Source organism: Cupriavidus sp. CER-90, assembly GCF_057652055.1.
Window position 1 is genome coordinate 309,611 of the sequence record NZ_JBYGYM010000002.1, and the last position, 17,109, is coordinate 326,719.

Consider the following 17,109-nt stretch of genomic DNA (forward strand, 5'->3'; position numbering starts at 1 on the left):
GTACGACGACTGATGATAAGTGTTGACTGGAGACACAGCATGACCTCTTCTCGCCGCCAATTCCTTGGCCAGCTTCCGGGCCTTGCGGCTCTTGGTGCCGTGGGCACGTCCGGCATCCTGGCACCGGCTTCGGCCTGGGCACAGGACAAGTGGCCAACCCGGCCGATCCGCCTGGTGGTGCCCTATCCCGCCGGCGGTTCGTCGGACATCATCGCGCGCCTGATCAGCAAGCAGCTGGGCGAAGCACTGGGCCAGCCGATCGTGGTAGACAACCGCCCGGGTGCCAACGGCAACATCGGCGCCGCCATGGTGGCGCAGGCCGGCACCGAAAACCACACGCTGCTGCTGTGCGACGTTGGCGCGCTGGCGATTACCCCCTCGGTCTATACCAAGCTCACATTCAACCCTGACAAGGATCTCAAGGGCGTGGCCATGCTGGCCTATTCGCCGCACCTGCTGGTTGTGCATCCGTCGGTACCGGCCAACAACCTCAAGGAACTGGTCGAACTGTCGCACAAGCAGTCGCTGAACTTTGCGGTCACCGCCATCGGCAGCGCCCCGCATCTGGCCGGCGTGGCCGTGCAACAGGCCACCAAGGCCGGCTGGCAGTACGTGCCCTACAAGGGCGGCGCGCAGGCGATTGCCGATACGGTTGGCGGTACCGCCCAGGTACTGATGAACGGCATGCTGGCCACCTATCCGCACGTGCAATCGGGCAAGCTCAAGCTGCTGGCCGTGTCCAAGCGCACCCGCATGGCGCTGGTCGGCCAGACGCCGACGATTGCCGAAAGCGGCGTGCCGAATTTCGAATCGGGGACCTGGCAAGGCGTGATGGCGCCGGCCGGCATGCCCGATGCGCTGGTCCAGCGCATCAACACCGAGCTGGTGAAGATCATCCGCACGCCGGAGATCCGCGCCAACCTGGCCGGCCAGGGCGCCGAGGTCGTCACGATGTCCCCGGCCGACACCACCAAGTGGTTCCAGGCCGAGGAAAAACGCTGGGCACAAGTGGTGAAGGCGGCGGGGGTCAAGCTGGACGCATAAATCCGGCAGTCACAAGACGTAGAACCGAAACGGGCGCGAATGTCGCGCCCGTTTTCTATTTCGCCACGCGACTCAGTCGCCCAGCGCCACGCCCTCGCGGCGCGGGTCCGCGCCACCGGCCCAGACTGCCTTGCCGTTGACCGTCTTGCGCATGATGGCCTGCGTGCCGCTGGTCATCTCGATCTCGGCCACCTGATGGCCCTGCTGCTTCAGCGCCTGCACCAGCTGCGGCGTGACCAGGCCACGCTCCACCTCGGTGGGGCCGTTGCGGCTGCCGAAGTTGGCCATGCCCACGGCCTGCTGCACATCCATGTCCCAATCGAGCAGGCCCACCAGCGTCTTCGACACATACTCGATGATCTGCGAGCCGCCCGGCGAACCCAGCGCGGCCACCAGCTTGCCGCTCTGGCGGTCGAACACCAGCGTCGGCGCCATCGACGAACGCGGACGCTTGCCCGGCTGCACGCGGTTGGCCACCGGCTTGCCATTTTCGGTCGGCGTGAACGAGAAGTCGGTCAGCTGGTTGTTGAGCATGAAGCCGCGCACCATGATGTGCGAGCCGAAATACGACTCGATGGTGGTCGTCATCGACAGCGCACCGCCACGATTGTCCACGGCCACGATCTGCGACGTGGAAATGCGCGGCGGCGAACGATCCGGCGCGAACGACACCTTCACGCCCGGCGGCGTGCCCGGCTGCGCCTTGCCCATGCTCTGGTCACCGATCAGCGCCGCGCGCTCGGCCAGATAGTCGGGATTGACCATCGCGGCCACGTCCACGGGCACGAAATCGGCATCGGCCACATAGAGGCCGCGGTCCGCATAGGCCAGCCGGTCGGCTTCGGCGATGGCGTGGACGGCCAGCGGATTCGGCTCCATCAGCGACGGCAGGTCAACCTTGGTCGGCTTCAGGCTGGCCAGCGCGTAGCGCGGGTCACGCTTTTCCAGCGCCTCCAGCGTGCCGAGGATCTGGGCGATGGCAATGCCGCCCGACGACGGCGGCGGCATGCCGCAGATCTTGTACTGCCGGTAGTCGGTACACACCGGCACGCGCACCTTGGCCTTGTAGCCCTTCAGGTCCGCCTCGGACAGGCTGCCCGCGTTCTGATGGCCGTTGACCTTGGCCGCGATATCGCGCGCGATCGGCCCGTTGTAGAACACATTCGGACCGCTCTTCGCAATCTCGCGCAGCGTCTGCGCCAGTTGCGGATTCCTGATCATCGTGCCCACCGGCTTGGCCTTGCCCTGCGCGTCCAGGAAGTAGGCCGTCATCTCGGGCGACCCGCCCATGAACTTGTCGGCCGCCACCTGCGTGTAGAGCCGCTGCGACATCGGGAAGCCCTTGTCCGCCAGGCGGATGGCCGGCTGGAACAGGCGCGCCCAGGGCAGGCGCCCGTGCTCGCGATGGGCCATCTCCAGCGCGCGCAGCACGCCCGGTACCCCCACCGACCGCCCGCCGATCTGGCCTTCCGAGAATTCCATCGGCTTGCCGTCGGCGCGCATGAAGAGGTTCTCGGTGGCACCGGCCGGCGCGGTTTCGCGGCCGTCGTAGGCCTGCACGCGCTTGCCGTCCCAGTACATGATGAACGCGCCGCCGCCGATGCCGGTGGCTTGCGGCTCCACCAGCGTCAGGACGGCCTGCATTGCCACGGCCGCGTCGATGGCCGAACCGCCGGCCCGCAGGATCTCGCGGCCCGCCTCGGTGGCCAGCGGATTCGCGGCCGCCGCCATGTGCTTCTGCGCGTAGGTGGTGGTCATGTCCGGGCGATAGCCCGACGACACTTCGGGCGCCGGCGGCATCGCCGCCTGCGCGGGGGGCGCGGAAGCCGGCGTGGCCGAGGCGGCGGGTGCGCCGGTGCCCTTGTCCGGCGTACCGCAGGCCGCCAGCAGCGCGGTCAGTGCCACGGCCAGCGCGCCACGCCAGCGCAGTGAATCGGAATGATGCGCGGTCGGGTCCGCGGAACGGGGTGCCACTGCTTCAGTCATGCCGTGTCTCCTGGTGGAAATCTCCGGCGATTGTAGCGGCGAAAAAGGCTGATGGATGTGCGAATCGTCTGAAAGCCAGCCTTGCGTTTCGGGGCAATTTTTCCTATGCGGCCGACGCCGGCCGGCCCGGCGGCACGGCATGGCCAGCGCGGCACCATATTTTGTCCATTTAACTCAACCCCATCTGCCAGCCTGCTTCGTTTCATGACAGCCGCCGCCCGCCGAGCGGCAATCTATACTCGTTGCCATGACGCTTGCCAGCCCCGCCCCCGACATCGCTGCGCTGCCCGACGCCGACCTGATGCTGCTGGTGGCCGGCGGCGTCATCGAGGCCCCGATCGGCGAACTGTTCCGCCGCCACAATGGCGGCCTTTTCAACTACGTTGCCTGGCTGTGCCGGGGCGACACGGGCGAGGCCGAGGATATCGCGCAGAAGACGTGGATCCAGCTGATGACCCGCTGCGGCGACTACACGCCCACCGCCGCGTTCCGCACCTTCCTGTTCCAGATCGCACGCAATGCCTGGCTGGATCAGGTGCGCAGCGCGCATGCCCGGTTGCGCGAATCGATCGACGAACACGAACCGGCAATGCCGGTGGACGACCTGACACCCGAGACCGAGGCGCAATGGCGCGAGCATCTGGCCGGCGTGCGCCAGGCGCTGCTGCAGTTGCCCGTGGCACAGCGCGAGGTGGTGGTGCTGCGCTTCTTCAGCGAGATGAGCGTCGAGGAAATCGCCGCGATGCTGGGCGAGAAATTCGAGACGGTGAAGAGCCGGCTGCGCTATGCGTTTGCCCGGCTGCGCACGGTGCTGGCCGATGGCGGCATGGTGCCCGGGGAGCCCCGGCCATGACGACCCGGCCATCCGGCAATCCCGGCCACGACGCCGCCGAGCGGTTTATCGCCGGTGAAGACCGGCTGTCCGCGCTGTTGCGCGACGTGCCGCGCTTTGAAGCGCCCGCAAGCCTGGCCAGCGCCGTGGCCACCGCCGCGCGTGCGGTGCAGGCGCGCATGGCGGCCGAGGCCGAACGCGATGCGGTGCGGACGTCGGCGCCACCGCCCACTTTTGGCGCACCGCCCACGCTGTCCGACAGCGTGCTGCGCGAGGCCGCGCGATTGCAGGCCGCGCAGGCCGCGCGCCGCGATGTCGTGTTCGATCAGGTGTTGCGGGGCAAGCCCGCCGACGACGTACTGGGTGCGCCGGTCAGCGCGCCCACCGAGGCATGGTTGCGGACGCAGGCCGCGCAGCCGTCGGAAGCCACGTCGGCGGCCGCCCCGGCGCACGCGGCACCCCAGGCGGCGCCCGTGCGTCGGCCGACCACGCCATCGCCCACGACCCGCAAGGCGCCCGCCCCTTCTACCGCACCGGCGGCGGCCACTGCGGAATCCACGCCTGCCGCGCCGGCTATCCTGGCCGCACCGCCGCCCATGGCATCGGCGCAGGTCCTGACCGACGCGGCACCGGCATCGGCACCAGGCGCGGGCGCCGAAGCGCGCGCGCGGCGCGTGCCGCAGTCGGCGTACATGGCGGCGCCTGCCCCGGCGCCGGCTGAATCGCTGGCCGCTTCCAAGGCCACGGGGCAGGCGGCTGTGCCGGAAGCGCGGAAATCGGCCACCGTCACGCTGGAGGACGATCCCGCTTCGGTCGCCATGCAATGGCGCCCGGGCAAGGGACTGCATGTCTGGAGCGCCGAGCCCGACAATGCGGCCGTGCGCGACTGGGTGGCCCGGCTGTGGGCGGCCATGCCCGCCGATGCGCGCCCCGTGGCGCCTTACGGCATCCAGCGCGACGACGCGCTCGCGCGCGGCCAGCTGCGCATCGAACAGGGCACCGAGCCGCCCGGCGTCAACTAGGCGCCGACACAAAAAAACGGGAGGCCAATGCCTCCCGTCTTCCTTCCCGTGGCGCGCATCGGGCGCGATTCCGGCCCGATGGATCACGGCGTTACAGCGTGGTGAACGACCAGTTCAGATTCACGCCCTGCCCGTTCAGCGTACCGCTGACGGTGACGTTGTAGCGCGTCTTGCCGGCCAGCGGCGCGGTCGGCGTGCAGATCGCCAGCCCGCTCGCCGCGCCGGACATGCCCGCCGTGCGCGCATCCACCTTCTCGCACGGCACGCCATTGCCCGCCGCATCGGTGATCGAGAACGTGTCGGCATTGAATGCCAGCGACGTGTTCACCGCCTGCACCGTCACCGGGTAGCCCATGGTCTTGCCCGCGTAGGCCGGCGCCGGATTCGGGCTCTCGTTGTTGACCCAGCTGACCGGCACATCGGCCTGGCCGTTGTACGGATACGCCACCATCTGGTTGTCGGCGCCGCCCTGGCTGCGGTCGGCCAGGTCGATGGTCTGGAAGGCGTACGCCTGCGTGCCGCCGTTGCTGCCCGCGCCCACGCTTTCGGCAAACCCGCTGCCGGCCGATCCGTAGCTGCCCAGCAGGGCGGCGCGATGGAACGGGGCATCGACCAGATCGATCACGAGCTGGTCCTTCGGCGTCATCGACAGGCTGGCGCCCGCTTGCGACGTCCAGCGATTGGCGCCGGCCACCACTTCGGCCGTGGCGTTGCTCGGGTACGCAGCCTGGATGCGGTCGTTCGGGGCCGCGCCGGTGTAACCGGTCTTGCCCGATTGTTCATCGTGCGTCAGCGTGTTGTTGGCCAGCATGTAGGCCGTGTGGTTCTGGGCCACGGTGTTGAGCGGGTCGCGCGCGGTCAGCGGGGCCAGGCCCACCTGCTCGCGGCGATAGTTGGCGTAGCACAGGCCCGCGCTGCGCGCGTCGGCCAGCACCTTGTAGCCGGATACACCTGTGCCGCGCGCGGGCAGCAGCGCGACCGAGCCGGTCACCGGTGCCGATGCGGCGCCGCTGACGGTGTAGCAGGCGCGGTCGGTGCCGCTGGCGGTCGGCGCGGCGGCGGCCTGGCCGCTGGCGGCCGGCTGGGTCGCGGCGCCCGATTGGGCGGCGCTGCCGCTGCTGCCGCCCGCGGCGGTTGCCGAACCGCCGCCGTCACCGCCGCCGCAGGCGGCCAGCGTCAGGGCCGCACAGGCGGCCATGGCGCCGCGTGCCATCGGCCGTCCGTGGATGAAAGCAGTGCGCAAGAGTTTCCCTGGCATGTCGGCGTGCCTCGATGTGATAGGTCTGGATTGGGGAACTGCCCGCATCCCGGTGTGTGGGCCGGGACGACGCCTGGGCGCTGCTGCGCCGCCAAATGAGGCGTCGGGGACAGATGGAACGCAGTGATGGTAGGGACACCCGCCACCATCGTCCATCTTTCGAACACTTTCTTACGCTGTGATCCGAGCGCGCTGCACGCGCGCGGCGCGGCGCTTGGCGCGGGGCCAGTACGGCGGGGGTGCGTCAGCTTGCGGGCGCGGCCGAGACATCGCCCATGCCGCTGCCGAGCGACGTCATGACCGCCATCAGCTGTTCGCGCAGCCAGCGGTTGGCGCCGTCGTTCTCGCCCCCCGCATGCCAGTACAGATGCAGTTCCAGCGACGGCACCTTGAACGGCAGCGACAGCAGCCGGTTGGCATAGGGCTCGTTGGCAATGCGCGCGTAGCGCAGCGGCAGCGTGGCCAGCAGGTCCGTGCAGCTGACCACGCGGCAGGCGGCCGCATAGTGCTGGCAGCGCAGTCGCACGCGGCGCGTCAGGCCCATGCGGTGCAGCGCCTGGTCCTCCAGCCCTGCCCCGCGCCGGCGCGACGACACGTGCACGTGTTCGGCAGCCAGATAGCGTTCCAGCGTCAGTTCCTTCTTCACCAACGGATGGTCGCGGCGAGCCAGCACCACCATCGGGTCAGACATGAAGGCGCTGTGATGGATGGCCGGCGACACCGGCAGCAGGATGTCGATGGCGGTATCGAGCGTGCCGGCCAGCAGTTCGGACTCCATCTCGCGGCGGTCGAAGCGGATCGCCGCGATTTCCACGTGCGGCGCCATGGCGGTCACGCGCGCCATCAGCGGCGGCAGCAGCGTGCTCTCCAGCGCGTCGCGCATGCCGATGGTGAAGCGCCGCGTGGTGTTGGCGGGATCGAAGTGCGGCGTGTCCTGCAGGGTCCGCGCGAACGACTGCAGCGCGCCGCGCACCTCGCTGGCCAGCGACCGCGCCAGCGGCGTGGGCGCCATGCCCTGCCCGCGCCGCTCGAACAGCGGATCGTCGAACAGCGTGCGCAGCCGCCCCAGCGCGTGGCTCACCGCCGGCTGCGTCAGGTTCAGCTGCCGCGCCGCGGCCGTGATGCTGCCTTCGCTGTAGATGGCGTCGAACACCACGAAGAGATTGAGGTCGATCCGGCTGAGTTGCATGGCACCTTCCTGCGCGCGTGCTTTACTGAGGCATCAATGTCGCGCATTCTGGCACGGAATGCACAATATTGATACTGACCAATCCAGAAAATTCATTTTTCTTATTAGTCACGTTCCGATACAGTAGCCACAGTCGGCACGGCGTGCCCATCAAACCCCGAGGAGACCCCATGCAATTCGAATACTCGCCCAAGGTCAAGGAGATGCAGGCCAGGCTGCTGGCTTTCTTCGACGAGCACATCTACCCGAACGAAAAGCGTTTCTACGCCGAGGTGCAGGCCAACCGCGAGGCGGGCAATGCATGGGTGCCGACCAAGGTCGTCGAAGAACTGAAGCCGCTGGCGCGCGAGGCGGGCCTGTGGAACCTGTTCCTGCCGCGTTCGAAGCGGGCCCCGGAAGGCCTGTCGAACCTGGAATACGCGCCGATGTGCGAGATCATGGGCCGGGTGCCCTGGTCGGCCGAGGTGTTCAACTGCGCCGCGCCGGACACCGGCAACATGGAAACGCTGGAGCGATACGCATCGGAGGCGCTCAAGGACCAGTGGCTGGAACCGCTGCTGCGCGGCGAGATCCGGTCGGCGTTCCTGATGACCGAGCCGGCCGTGGCATCGTCGGACGCCACCAATATCGAATGCCGCATCGAGCGCGACGGCGACTATTACGTGATCAATGGCACCAAGTGGTGGTCGTCGGGCGCCGGCGACCCGCGCTGCAAGGTCTACATCGTGATGGGCAAGACCGACCCGCAGGCGGGCCGCCATGAGCAGCAGTCGATGATCGTGGTGCCGGCCGACACGCCGGGCATCACCATCAAACGCTTCCTGCCCGTGTTCGGCTACGACGACGCGCCGCACGGCCACATGGAAATCGAACTGAAGAACGTGCGCGTGCCGGCCAGCAACATCCTGCTGGGCGAAGGCCGCGGCTTCGAGATCGCACAGGGCCGCCTGGGCCCGGGCCGTATCCACCACTGCATGCGCAGTGTCGGCGTGGCCGAGCGCGCGCTGGAACTGATGTGCAAGCGCAGCCTGGAGCGCGTGGCGTTCGGCAAGGAAGTGGCCCGTCAGGGCGTGACGCAGGAGCGCATCGCCGAAGCCCGTTGCGATATCGAGATGGCACGCCTGCTGACGCTGAAGGCGGCCTACATGATGGACACCGTGGGCAACAAGGTGGCCAAGGCCGAGATCGCGATGATCAAGGTGGTGGCACCGAACGTGGCGCTGCGCGTGATCGACTGGGCCATCCAGGTGCACGGCGCCGCGGGCGTGTCCGGCGACTTCCCGCTGGCCAACTGGTGGGCGCACCAGCGCACGCTGCGCCTGGCCGACGGCCCGGACGAGGTGCACCGCAACGCCATCGCCAAGCTGGAACTGGCCAAGCACATGAACGTCAGTGCCGACAGCATCCGGATGCCCGTGACGCGCGGCGCCTGACAGGCCTGGCGGCCTGCCCGACCGACAAGCCCGGCCCCGTGCCGGGCTTTTTCATGTGCTGGCAGCAGGGTTATTCACTCTGTGCTTAAATGCCCCGGCCAATCTTCCACGGAGAGCGTTGCACATGATCGACGTCTACACCTGGGCCACTCCGAACGGCCACAAGGTCCATATCATGCTTGAGGAATGCGGCCTGGCGTACAAGGTCCATCCCATCAATATCGGTGCCGGCGACCAGTTCGGCGCCGACTTTCTCAAGATCAGCCCCAACAACAAGATTCCGGCGATCGTCGACAGCGACGGCCCCGACGGCAAGCCGATCTCGCTGTTCGAATCGGGCGCGATCCTGCTGTACCTGGCCGGCAAGACCGGCAAGTTCCTGCCCGACGACGTGCGCGGCAAGTACGACGCGCTGCAATGGCTGATGTTCCAGATGGGCGGCGTGGGCCCGATGCTGGGCCAGGCGCACCACTTCCGGATCTATGCGCCGGAAAAGATCGAGTATGCGGTGAACCGCTATACCAACGAGGCCAAGCGCCTGTACGGCGTGATCGACAAGCAGCTGTCGGCCCACGCCTGGCTGGCCGGCGACAGCTATTCGATCGCCGACATTGCCACGTTCCCGTGGCTGCGCAGCTGGCAAAACCAGGGCGTGGAACTGGACGACTACCCGCACCTGAAACGCTGGTTCAACGAAATTGCCGAGCGTCCGGCCGTGAAGCGCGGCGTGGAGGTTCTGGCCAAGGAACGCAAGCCGCTGCAGTCGGACAAGGAACGCGAAATCCTGTTCGGCGCCACGCAGTACCAGCGGCGCTAGGCACGGGCGTCACCCGGACGGGTGACGTGTCCTGCACGGACCCGGGGCAGGCGTCCGGGTCCGGCCGTTGCCGGAATGACACAGAAATGAGAATCGATGAAGCCCACAACATCGGGTGTCGGGGTCGGGTGACAACGCCCGTCCCGGCATGGGCGCGCGCCTATCGGCATCGCATTTTGCTGAAAATGGAGCGTGCACCGACGGGTGCCGGGATGCCCAATGGTCCGCGTGGCGCGGATTTCCGCCCTGGACGGGTTGTGGACACCCTGTGGAAGGGCGGTCTGTGATGACTGACCGGCACGGCAACTGTGCCGCATTGGTGACAGGTGTATCGCTTACGATGAGGAACCGGCACCGATAGAACGACCAACTATAAGTTGTCGTTCCGCATAGATCGAGCCCTTAGTCTCGATCGACTTAGCGACTTACTATCCACACAGCAGCATATGACAGCAGACCCACTCAAGCTGTTCGGGCGCCATTTGACCTGGTTGCGCAAGCAACGGGGTTGGTCTCAGGAGGCGCTGTCGCTGGAAAGCGGCCTGGCCCGATCCTACCTCAGCGGCATCGAGCGCGGCACGCGCAATGTTGCCCTGTATAACATTTGTACCCTTGCCGACACGCTCGGCGTTTCGCCTACCGAGATGCTTGACTTTTCGAAGCATCGGCCCGAAGAGGCGCAGGAAGCTCCGCGCTCGCCGTTCGACGCCGAGCAGTCTCCGTCGGTACAGGCAACGCTGCGCTATATGGCCGATCTCAACGACGTCGATCGCGATGTCGTGGCTGGCGTGGCACGGGCACTGGCGCGCCGGCACGCTCGTTGAAACGCCCCGCCCACGGCGGGGCGCCTGCAGGGCTCAGACGTTCAGCATGCCCTGCTGCTCGATAAAGGCAATCACCTGGTCCAGGCCTTGCCCTGACTTCACGCTGCCCATCACGAACGGACGATCGCCACGCATCTTGCGCGTATCGCTTTCCATGATGTCGAGCGACGCCCCCACGTAGGGCGCCAGGTCGGTCTTGTTGACCACCAGCAGGTCGGATTTCGTAATCCCCGGTCCGCCCTTGCGAGGAATCTTCTCACCCCCCGCCACATCGATCACGTAGATCGTCAGATCGGACAGTTCCGGGCTGAAGGTCGCGGCCAGATTGTCGCCGCCCGATTCGATGAACACCACGTCGGCATCCGGAAACCTGGCCAGCATGCGGTCCACGGCCTCCAGGTTGATCGAAGCGTCCTCGCGGATCGCCGTATGCGGGCAGCCGCCCGTTTCCACACCCATGATGCGCTCGGCCGGCAAGGCACCCGAGACGGTCAGCAGGCGCTGGTCTTCCTTGGTGTAGATATCGTTGGTGATGGCCACCAGGTCATAGCGGTCGCGCATGGCCTTGCAGAGCATTTCCAGCAGGGTGGTCTTGCCGGAGCCCACGGGGCCGCCCACGCCAACGCGCAGCGGAGGATTCTTCTTGGTACGGGTCATGATTCGGTCCAGGAACGCTAGGAGCGGAAAAGCCGGGAATACTGGGTCTCATGTCGCGCGGACAGCAGGCCCAGCATCGGAGAAAACGTGGAAAGCTGCGGCGGGTCGGCATCGGCGCGACGGGCCGCCTCGTCCACGGTGTCGAGCACATGGCGGTGCAGGCCGCGCAGGATCTGCTGGCCGGCCACCTGGCCCAGCGGCACCGCCTTGAGCGCGGCGGCCACCTGGTTTTCGGCCCAGTTGAACGCGTAGGCGGCCAGCCCTTCGCGGGCATCGATATCCAGCGCCACGCACGCCGCGGCAAAGGCCGTGGGCAGGCACAGCGGGGACAGGCTGCGCAGGGTGTCGCGCAGCGCCGCATCGCCCCATTCCATCTGGCCGATCAGCCTGGCCAGCGACCAGCCCATCTGCTCGGTTTCGAGCCGCAATTCGGACGTTTCCCGGGTCACGTGGAACCAGTCGTTCCAGCCGGCGACCGCGGCCGCGTCCTGCTGCCGCCAGGCACGATGCAACAGCAGCCAGACCGGCGCCTCGCATTGGGCCTGCACCTGCACGAGGTTGTCGCGAATCCAGTGCTCGGCCGTGGCGGCGTCACTGACCAGCCCGCAATCGATGGCCGCCTCGAGCCCCTGCGAATAGCTGAACCCGCCAATGGGCAACGCCGGCGATGCCAGGTGCAGCAGCGAGATCAACTGGGAGAGCGCGGTCATGGCGTACGGCTCCGTTTGCACGTTGTTGGCAACGTGGCGGGCTCGCCCTCTCCGCCGGCCCCTCTTCCGCAAGCGGCAGAGGGGCGCAGACCGCCCGCATTTGCTGCACGGGCGGGGCTTCGCGCGGGAGAGGGCGCCAGCGGTTCGACCAGCCCATTGACCAAAGCAGCTTGACGAATGGCTTCCAGCACACCCTCGATCTGATCGTGGATCTCGTTGTTCCAGAAGCGGAGCACGGTATAGCCCTGTTCCCCCAGCCAGATATCGCGATCGACATCTCGAAGCGAGCCGTGTTGACCACCGTCGGCCTCGACGATCAGTTTGTGCGCCATGCAGATGAAATCGGCAATGTACGGGCCGACTGGCTTCTGACGTTTGAACTTCAGGCCCAGGAAACGGCGGGCACGCAGGAAGTACCACAGGCGCTCTTCGGCTGCGGTTTGATGCGAACGTAGCTGTTTCGCGAATTCGTGGTGGGTCAGCCGCCTGCCCTCTCCCCCGGCCCCTCTCCCGCTGGCGGGAGAGGGGAGAACACCAGCAGCATTGGAAACGCGGTCGGTGGCCTCCGCATTCCCGCTGGCGGGCGAGGGGAGAACACCAGCAGCATTTGCCACCTCGGTGGTGGTCTCCCCTCTCCCGCGCGCGGGAGAGGGGCTGGGGGAGAGGGCAGGCGCCTGATTCACGATGCCATCCGGTTAATGCTTGTGCCCGCAGTGTTCATCATGCACATGACCGTGGTCATGATCGTGCGAATGACCGTGGCCATGCCCGTGATGTTCGTGGAACACCGCCTGGGCCGCCGCGTAGTCTTCGGCGAACGTCGCGTCGTGGCCGTGCTTGTGGCCGCCGCCGTAGGCGCCCGCTTCGGGCTCGAATGGCTGTTCGGCGCGCGCGATCTGCACCCCCAGGCGCGTCAGCATGTCGGCCAGCACCGGATCGTATTCCAGGCGCAGGTAGTCGCGCCCCACTTCCACCGGCGTGTGGCGGTTGCCCAGGTGATACGCGGCGCGCATCAGGGCGAGCGGGTCGGTGGCCGTCACCTGCAGCACCGATTCCGGCGCGGCCTGCACCTCGACGAAGGTGCCGTCTTCGGCCACCAGCAGGTCGCCGCCGCGCAGCACGGTGCCGCGCGGCAGGAACAGCGCCGCTTCGGCGCCGTTGTCGAGCGCCGCGCGCAGGCGGCTCTTGCTGCGGTCGCCGAACGGCAGGACCAGCTTGGGGGCGCGCCGCACCAGCACCGGTGCGATACCGTGCGGCGCGGGCAGGACTTTGTCGATCTTGATCACGGCTTCGGCTTCAGAACAGGAAGTAGCGTTGCGCCATCGGCAGCACCGTGGCGGGCTCGCACATCAGCAACTGGCCGTCGGCCACTACCTGGTAGGTCTCGGCGTCCACGGTCACGTGCGGCTGCCAGTCATTGTGAACCATATCGCGCTTGCTGACCGCGCGGCATCCGCGCACGGCGGCCAGCGTCTTGGCCAGACCGTAGCGCCCGCCCACATCGGCCGCCAGTGCCGCCTGCGAGACAAAGGTCAGCGACGACTTCGGCAGCGCCCCGCCGGCCGACGCGAACATGGGCCGGTAATGCACCGGCTGCGGCGTCGGAATCGACGCATTGGGGTCACCCATGGCCGCCGCCGCGATCATGCCGCCCTTCATGATCAGGCTCGGCTTCACGCCGAAGAACGCCGGCTTCCACAGTACCAGGTCGGCCCACTTGCCCACCTCGATCGAGCCCACCTCGTGCGCGATGCCGTGCGTCAGGGCCGGGTTGATCGTGTACTTGGCGATATAGCGCCGCACGCGGAAATTGTCGTGGCCACCGCGCGCGTCGTGCGGATCGCCGGGCAGCTTGCCGCGCTGGGCCGCCATCTTGTGCGCGGTCTGCCAGGTGCGGATGATGACCTCGCCCACGCGGCCCATGGCCTGGGAATCGCTGGAGATCATCGAGAACGCGCCCAGGTCGTGCAGGATGTCCTCGGCGGCGATGGTCTCGCGCCGGATGCGCGACTCGGCAAACGCGATGTCCTCGGCGATGGCCGGGTCCAGGTGATGGCAGACCATCAGCATGTCCAGGTGCTCGTCCAGCGTGTTCACCGTGTACGGCCGCGTGGGATTGGTCGACGACGGCAGCACGTTCGATTCCCCGCACACCTTGATGATGTCCGGCGCATGGCCGCCGCCCGCACCCTCGGTGTGGTACGTATGGATCGTGCGGCCCTTGAACGCGGCGATGGTCGCCTCGACGAAGCCGCCCTCGTTCAGCGTATCGGTGTGGATGGCCACCTGCGTGTCGGTATCGTCGGCCACGGACAGGCAGGTGTCTATGGCCTGCGGCGTGGTGCCCCAGTCCTCGTGCAGTTTCAGGCCGATGGCGCCCGCTTGCACCTGTTCGGTCAGCGGCGCCGGCTGGCTGGCGTTGCCCTTGCCCAGGAAGCCGATGTTCATCGGGTAGGCATCGGCGGCCTGCAGCATGCGCTCCATGTACCACGGCCCCGGCGTGACGGTGGTGGCGAAGGTGCCCGTGGCCGGGCCGGTGCCACCGCCGATCATCGTGGTCACGCCGCTCATCAGCGCCTCGTCGATCTGCTGCGGGCAGATGAAGTGGATGTGCGTGTCGATGCCGCCCGCCGTGACGATCATGCCCTCGCCCGCGATCACCTCGGTGCCGGGCCCCACGACGATGGTCACGCCCGGCTGGATGTCGGGGTTGCCGGCCTTGCCGATGCCCGCGATGCGGCCGTGCTTGAGCCCGATGTCGGCCTTGACGATGCCCCAGTGGTCGATGATCAGCGCATTGGTGATGACGGTGTCCACGCAATCCTTCGACATGCGCTGGCTCTGGCCCATGCCGTCGCGAATCACCTTGCCGCCGCCGAACTTCACCTCCTCGCCATAGATCGTGAAGTCCTTTTCCACCTCGATGACCAGGCCGGTATCGGCCAGGCGCAGGCGGTCGCCAGTGGTGGGGCCGAACATCTCGGCGTAGGCCTGCCGTGAAATCTTCACGCTCATCACAGTGCTCCCATGATCTTGCCGTTGAAGCCGTAGACGATGCGGTCGCCATCGAGCGCCACCAGCTGCACCGTGCGCGACTGGCCCGGCTCGAAGCGCACCGCCGTGCCGGCCGCGATGTCGAGCCGGAAGCCGCGCGCGGCTTCGCGGTCGAACGACAGTGCCGCATTGGTTTCGTAGAAGTGGAAGTGCGACCCGACCTGCACCGGCCGGTCGCCCGTATTGGCCACGGTCACGCTGACCGTGGCGCGGCCCGCGTTCAGTTCGATCTCGCCGTCCAGCGGCATCAGTTCACCGGGAATCATCGCCTGGCTCCTTTGCGAACGTCAGGCCACCAGCAGGCCAACGCCATACAGCGCCACGCCCGCCCCGGCCACGCGCGCCATCCAGCCCGCATGGCGACGCAGGAACGCGCCAACGCCAATACCCATCACATGCAGCGCCATCGTGCTGACCGCAAAGCCGCCGACATAGGCCAGCACGCCGGGCAGCGCCGCCGCGGTGGCCGGCAGCTCCGCACCGTGCGCGTAGCCGTGGAACAGCGCAAAGCCGCCGACGATGGCCATGCCGGACAGCGCCGGCAGCTTCGCACGCATCGCCACCAGCAGGCCGATCACGAGAAGCGAGACCGCGATCATCGGCTCCACGGCCGGCAGCGTCACCCCGGCCAGCCCCAGCGCGGCACCCACCAGCATCATCGCGACGAAGGCCAGCGGCAGGCACAGCATGTCGCGCTTCGACGCCTCCTGGCCGAAGGCACCCTTCGGCGTGGCGATCAGTGCGCTCCAGACCCCCACGGCGGCCATCGCCAGCAGGTGGTCGGCACCGGTGAACGGGTGGGCCAGGCCGGCGAACAGGCTGGCGCCGACCGTGGCGGCGTCGTGGCCGGGGTGGGCGAAGGCGGAGACGGCGGCCAGCGAGAGCGTGGCGCCGGTCATGACGCGGGCGAAAGTCGGGCGTTGCATAGGGTTGGTCCTCTTCTTGTTGAGCGTTCGGTTCGGGCGCTGGGCCGGGGAATGGCTTCAGACGATCGGGTGGTGCACGGTGACCAGCTTGGTGCCGTCCGGGAACGTGGCTTCCACCTGGATTTCCGGAATCATCTCGGCCACGCCGTCCATGACGTCCTCGCGGCGCAGCACCGTGGTGCCTTCGTGCATCAGTTCGGCCACGGTGCGGCCATCCCGCGCGCCTTCCATGATGGCGGCGGTGATCAGCGCCACCGACTCGGGGTAGTTGAGCTTGAGCCCGCGCGCCCGGCGGCGCTCGGCCAGCAGGGCGGCGGTGAAGATCAGCAGCTTGTCTTTCTCGCGCGGCGTCAGTTCCATGTTGGCGTTTCCGTTCTGGTGTTCTTGTTGGCGTTCTTGTTGATGTGCCGTCAGGTGGCCCAGAGCCGCAGGGGCCGGGCCGGCACGCCGTGGATCGGCATGCGCAGGGTGTTCCAGCAATCGATCATCAGGTGGCGCACCGCCTCCATGTCGCGGCCCAGCACGCGGACCAGCAGCATCGACTGGCTTGCCGGTTGTCCACGGCCTGCCAGGCAGGTCACGCCGGCCCGGAGGTCCGGGCGATACGGCAACCGCTCGGCCAGCGATTCGGCCAGTTCCTGCGTGGCGCCCTGCCCCACGGCCCACAGCGTGGCCAGGATGGGCAGGCCGTCCATGCCGGCCAGCGCGCCGCGCAACGGCGAGCCGGCGTCGAGAAGCGATTGCTCGATCCACAGCGCACGGTCCGGGCCGGCAATGCGCGTATCGAGCCACAGCGAACCGCGGGCCCAATGCTCGCCCGAGGCCAGCCGGCCCAGCACCACGGCGTCCCAGCCGATGGCGCTGCCGCCGGGCGCCACCACCACATCGGTGGCAATGCGCGCCCGGGCATCGTCGAACACGATGTTCTCCTGCGGCAGCCAGTCCAGCCTGGCCCCTTCGGCCACTTCGATACGCACCTGCTGCGCCGCGTCGCGGCCCTGCGACTTGTACCACTTGGTGGCGCCCGGCGTCGCCAGCACGGCGTGCGCGCCGGCTTCCACGGCGATGTCGATATCGAGCAGGTCACCCCCGGCCACGCCGGCCGGCGGGTGCAGCACCACGCCATGACAGATGGCCCCTTCCGGGTAGAGCGGCTTCTGCACGCGCAACGGCCCCTCGTGCCGGCGCTCGACCATGGCGGTGCGGCCCGCGCGGTTTGCAAAGCGCAGGCGCAGGCTGGCGTGCCAACCAACAGGCATGGCGAGTGACGAAGGAAAATCCGGATGACGCATGATGAAAAAGGCAGGCGCGGACGCGCGCGGAGGTATGCCACGGATCATAGCGCGCGGCCGCCGTC

The 17,109-nt window shown here is 67.8% G+C and carries 18 protein-coding genes; 6 read left to right on the forward strand and 12 right to left on the reverse strand.

All coding sequences use genetic code 11. The features are described from left to right. Positions 1 to 39: 39 nt before the first annotated feature. Positions 40 to 1,044, forward strand: a complete 1,005-nt coding sequence (locus tag AC24R4_RS11915) for a Bug family tripartite tricarboxylate transporter substrate binding protein (RefSeq protein ID WP_153947616.1) — start codon at positions 40 to 42, stop codon at positions 1,042 to 1,044. 72 nt (positions 1,045 to 1,116) lie between these two features. Here AC24R4_RS11915 and ggt read toward each other — a convergent pair whose 3' ends face one another. Beyond that, complete coding sequence (ggt, locus tag AC24R4_RS11920) at positions 1,117 to 3,030, reverse strand: gamma-glutamyltransferase (protein WP_487523172.1); 1,914 nt, start codon at positions 3,028 to 3,030, stop codon at positions 1,117 to 1,119. Positions 3,031 to 3,277: 247 nt separating this feature from the next. Here ggt and AC24R4_RS11925 point away from each other — a divergent pair, with 247 nt between their 5' ends. Further along, positions 3,278 to 3,883: an RNA polymerase sigma factor gene (locus AC24R4_RS11925; protein WP_487523173.1), complete on the forward strand. Its 606-nt coding sequence runs from the start codon at positions 3,278 to 3,280 to the stop codon at positions 3,881 to 3,883. Beyond that, the gene (locus AC24R4_RS11930) at positions 3,880 to 4,884 is read left to right on the forward strand and encodes a hypothetical protein (protein WP_487523174.1); all 1,005 of its coding nucleotides are present in this window, start codon (positions 3,880 to 3,882) and stop codon (positions 4,882 to 4,884) included. The genes AC24R4_RS11925 and AC24R4_RS11930 overlap by 4 nt, the downstream gene beginning before the upstream one ends. A 91-nt stretch (positions 4,885 to 4,975) precedes the next feature. On the opposite strand, the gene AC24R4_RS11935 is transcribed toward AC24R4_RS11930, so the two are convergent. Further along, the gene (locus tag AC24R4_RS11935; protein ID WP_487523175.1) at positions 4,976 to 6,097 is read right to left on the reverse strand and encodes a CAP domain-containing protein; all 1,122 of its coding nucleotides are present in this window, start codon (positions 6,095 to 6,097) and stop codon (positions 4,976 to 4,978) included. Between the two features lie 289 nt (positions 6,098 to 6,386). After that, entirely contained in the window at positions 6,387 to 7,331 is a 945-nt protein-coding gene (locus AC24R4_RS11940) for a LysR family transcriptional regulator (protein WP_400395767.1), read from the reverse strand. Between the two features lie 170 nt (positions 7,332 to 7,501). On the opposite strand from AC24R4_RS11940, the gene AC24R4_RS11945 reads away from it, so the two are divergent. The 3 genes from AC24R4_RS11945 to AC24R4_RS11955 all read left to right on the forward strand — a co-directional run bounded on the left by AC24R4_RS11945 (position 7,502) and on the right by AC24R4_RS11955 (position 10,405). After that, positions 7,502 to 8,764 carry an acyl-CoA dehydrogenase family protein gene (locus AC24R4_RS11945; RefSeq protein WP_153947610.1) on the forward strand — a complete coding sequence of 421 codons (1,263 nt, stop codon included), beginning with the start codon at positions 7,502 to 7,504 and terminating at the stop codon, positions 8,762 to 8,764. A 124-nt stretch (positions 8,765 to 8,888) separates the two neighbouring features. Beyond that, positions 8,889 to 9,581: a glutathione binding-like protein gene (locus tag AC24R4_RS11950; protein WP_400395765.1), complete on the forward strand. Its 693-nt coding sequence runs from the start codon at positions 8,889 to 8,891 to the stop codon at positions 9,579 to 9,581. Between the two features lie 446 nt (positions 9,582 to 10,027). Then, a complete protein-coding gene (locus AC24R4_RS11955; RefSeq protein ID WP_400397103.1) occupies positions 10,028 to 10,405 on the forward strand; it encodes a helix-turn-helix domain-containing protein in 378 nt (125 codons plus the stop codon). 33 nt (positions 10,406 to 10,438) lie between these two features. On the opposite strand, the gene ureG is transcribed toward AC24R4_RS11955, so the two are convergent. Genes ureG through AC24R4_RS12000 form a run of 9 tightly spaced genes read right to left on the reverse strand, consistent with a single transcriptional unit; the run spans position 10,439 to position 17,044 of the window. Next, entirely contained in the window at positions 10,439 to 11,062 is a 624-nt protein-coding gene (gene ureG / locus AC24R4_RS11960; protein WP_400397100.1) for an urease accessory protein UreG, read from the reverse strand. Between the two features lie 17 nt (positions 11,063 to 11,079). After that, a complete protein-coding gene (locus tag AC24R4_RS11965; RefSeq protein WP_487523176.1) occupies positions 11,080 to 11,772 on the reverse strand; it encodes an urease accessory protein UreF in 693 nt (230 codons plus the stop codon). After that, positions 11,769 to 12,455, reverse strand: coding sequence for an endonuclease domain-containing protein (locus tag AC24R4_RS11970; RefSeq protein WP_487523177.1), 687 nt, complete (start codon positions 12,453 to 12,455; stop codon positions 11,769 to 11,771). Before AC24R4_RS11970 ends, AC24R4_RS11965 begins: the two co-directional genes overlap by 4 nt. Before the next feature lie 12 nt (positions 12,456 to 12,467). Beyond that, positions 12,468 to 13,058, reverse strand: coding sequence for an urease accessory protein UreE (ureE, locus tag AC24R4_RS11975; protein ID WP_487523178.1), 591 nt, complete (start codon positions 13,056 to 13,058; stop codon positions 12,468 to 12,470). Between the two features lie 10 nt (positions 13,059 to 13,068). Continuing rightward, the gene (ureC, locus tag AC24R4_RS11980; RefSeq protein ID WP_400391193.1) at positions 13,069 to 14,787 is read right to left on the reverse strand and encodes an urease subunit alpha; all 1,719 of its coding nucleotides are present in this window, start codon (positions 14,785 to 14,787) and stop codon (positions 13,069 to 13,071) included. After that, on the reverse strand, positions 14,787 to 15,092 hold the full coding sequence (locus tag AC24R4_RS11985) for an urease subunit beta (RefSeq protein ID WP_092594635.1): 306 nt from the start codon (positions 15,090 to 15,092) through the stop codon (positions 14,787 to 14,789). The genes ureC and AC24R4_RS11985 overlap by 1 nt, the downstream gene beginning before the upstream one ends. A 21-nt stretch (positions 15,093 to 15,113) precedes the next feature. Continuing rightward, on the reverse strand, positions 15,114 to 15,752 hold the full coding sequence (locus tag AC24R4_RS11990; protein ID WP_400391189.1) for a HupE/UreJ family protein: 639 nt from the start codon (positions 15,750 to 15,752) through the stop codon (positions 15,114 to 15,116). 57 nt (positions 15,753 to 15,809) lie between these two features. Further along, positions 15,810 to 16,112, reverse strand: coding sequence for an urease subunit gamma (locus tag AC24R4_RS11995; RefSeq protein WP_092594639.1), 303 nt, complete (start codon positions 16,110 to 16,112; stop codon positions 15,810 to 15,812). Positions 16,113 to 16,162: 50 nt separating this feature from the next. Then, a complete protein-coding gene (locus AC24R4_RS12000; protein WP_400391186.1) occupies positions 16,163 to 17,044 on the reverse strand; it encodes an urease accessory protein UreD in 882 nt (293 codons plus the stop codon). Positions 17,045 to 17,109 lie beyond the last annotated feature (65 nt).

Bases quoted from the DNA above. Each gene is read 5' to 3' on its own strand.
- AC24R4_RS11915 (WP_153947616.1), top strand. From the start codon at position 40: ATGACCTCTTCTCGCCGCCAATTCCTTGGCCAGCTTCCGGGCCTTGCG.
- ggt (WP_487523172.1), bottom strand. From the start codon at position 3,030: ATGACTGAAGCAGTGGCACCCCGTTCCGCGGACCCGACCGCGCATCAT.
- AC24R4_RS11925 (WP_487523173.1), top strand. From the start codon at position 3,278: ATGACGCTTGCCAGCCCCGCCCCCGACATCGCTGCGCTGCCCGACGCC.
- AC24R4_RS11930 (WP_487523174.1), top strand. From the start codon at position 3,880: ATGACGACCCGGCCATCCGGCAATCCCGGCCACGACGCCGCCGAGCGG.
- AC24R4_RS11935 (WP_487523175.1), bottom strand. From the start codon at position 6,097: ATGGCACGCGGCGCCATGGCCGCCTGTGCGGCCCTGACGCTGGCCGCC.
- AC24R4_RS11940 (WP_400395767.1), bottom strand. From the start codon at position 7,331: ATGCAACTCAGCCGGATCGACCTCAATCTCTTCGTGGTGTTCGACGCC.
- AC24R4_RS11945 (WP_153947610.1), top strand. From the start codon at position 7,502: ATGCAATTCGAATACTCGCCCAAGGTCAAGGAGATGCAGGCCAGGCTG.
- AC24R4_RS11950 (WP_400395765.1), top strand. From the start codon at position 8,889: ATGATCGACGTCTACACCTGGGCCACTCCGAACGGCCACAAGGTCCAT.
- AC24R4_RS11955 (WP_400397103.1), top strand. From the start codon at position 10,028: ATGACAGCAGACCCACTCAAGCTGTTCGGGCGCCATTTGACCTGGTTG.
- ureG (WP_400397100.1), bottom strand. From the start codon at position 11,062: ATGACCCGTACCAAGAAGAATCCTCCGCTGCGCGTTGGCGTGGGCGGC.
- AC24R4_RS11965 (WP_487523176.1), bottom strand. From the start codon at position 11,772: ATGACCGCGCTCTCCCAGTTGATCTCGCTGCTGCACCTGGCATCGCCG.
- ureC (WP_400391193.1), bottom strand. From the start codon at position 14,787: ATGAGCGTGAAGATTTCACGGCAGGCCTACGCCGAGATGTTCGGCCCC.
- AC24R4_RS11985 (WP_092594635.1), bottom strand. From the start codon at position 15,092: ATGATTCCCGGTGAACTGATGCCGCTGGACGGCGAGATCGAACTGAAC.
- AC24R4_RS11990 (WP_400391189.1), bottom strand. From the start codon at position 15,752: ATGCAACGCCCGACTTTCGCCCGCGTCATGACCGGCGCCACGCTCTCG.
- AC24R4_RS11995 (WP_092594639.1), bottom strand. From the start codon at position 16,112: ATGGAACTGACGCCGCGCGAGAAAGACAAGCTGCTGATCTTCACCGCC.
- AC24R4_RS12000 (WP_400391186.1), bottom strand. From the start codon at position 17,044: ATGCGTCATCCGGATTTTCCTTCGTCACTCGCCATGCCTGTTGGTTGG.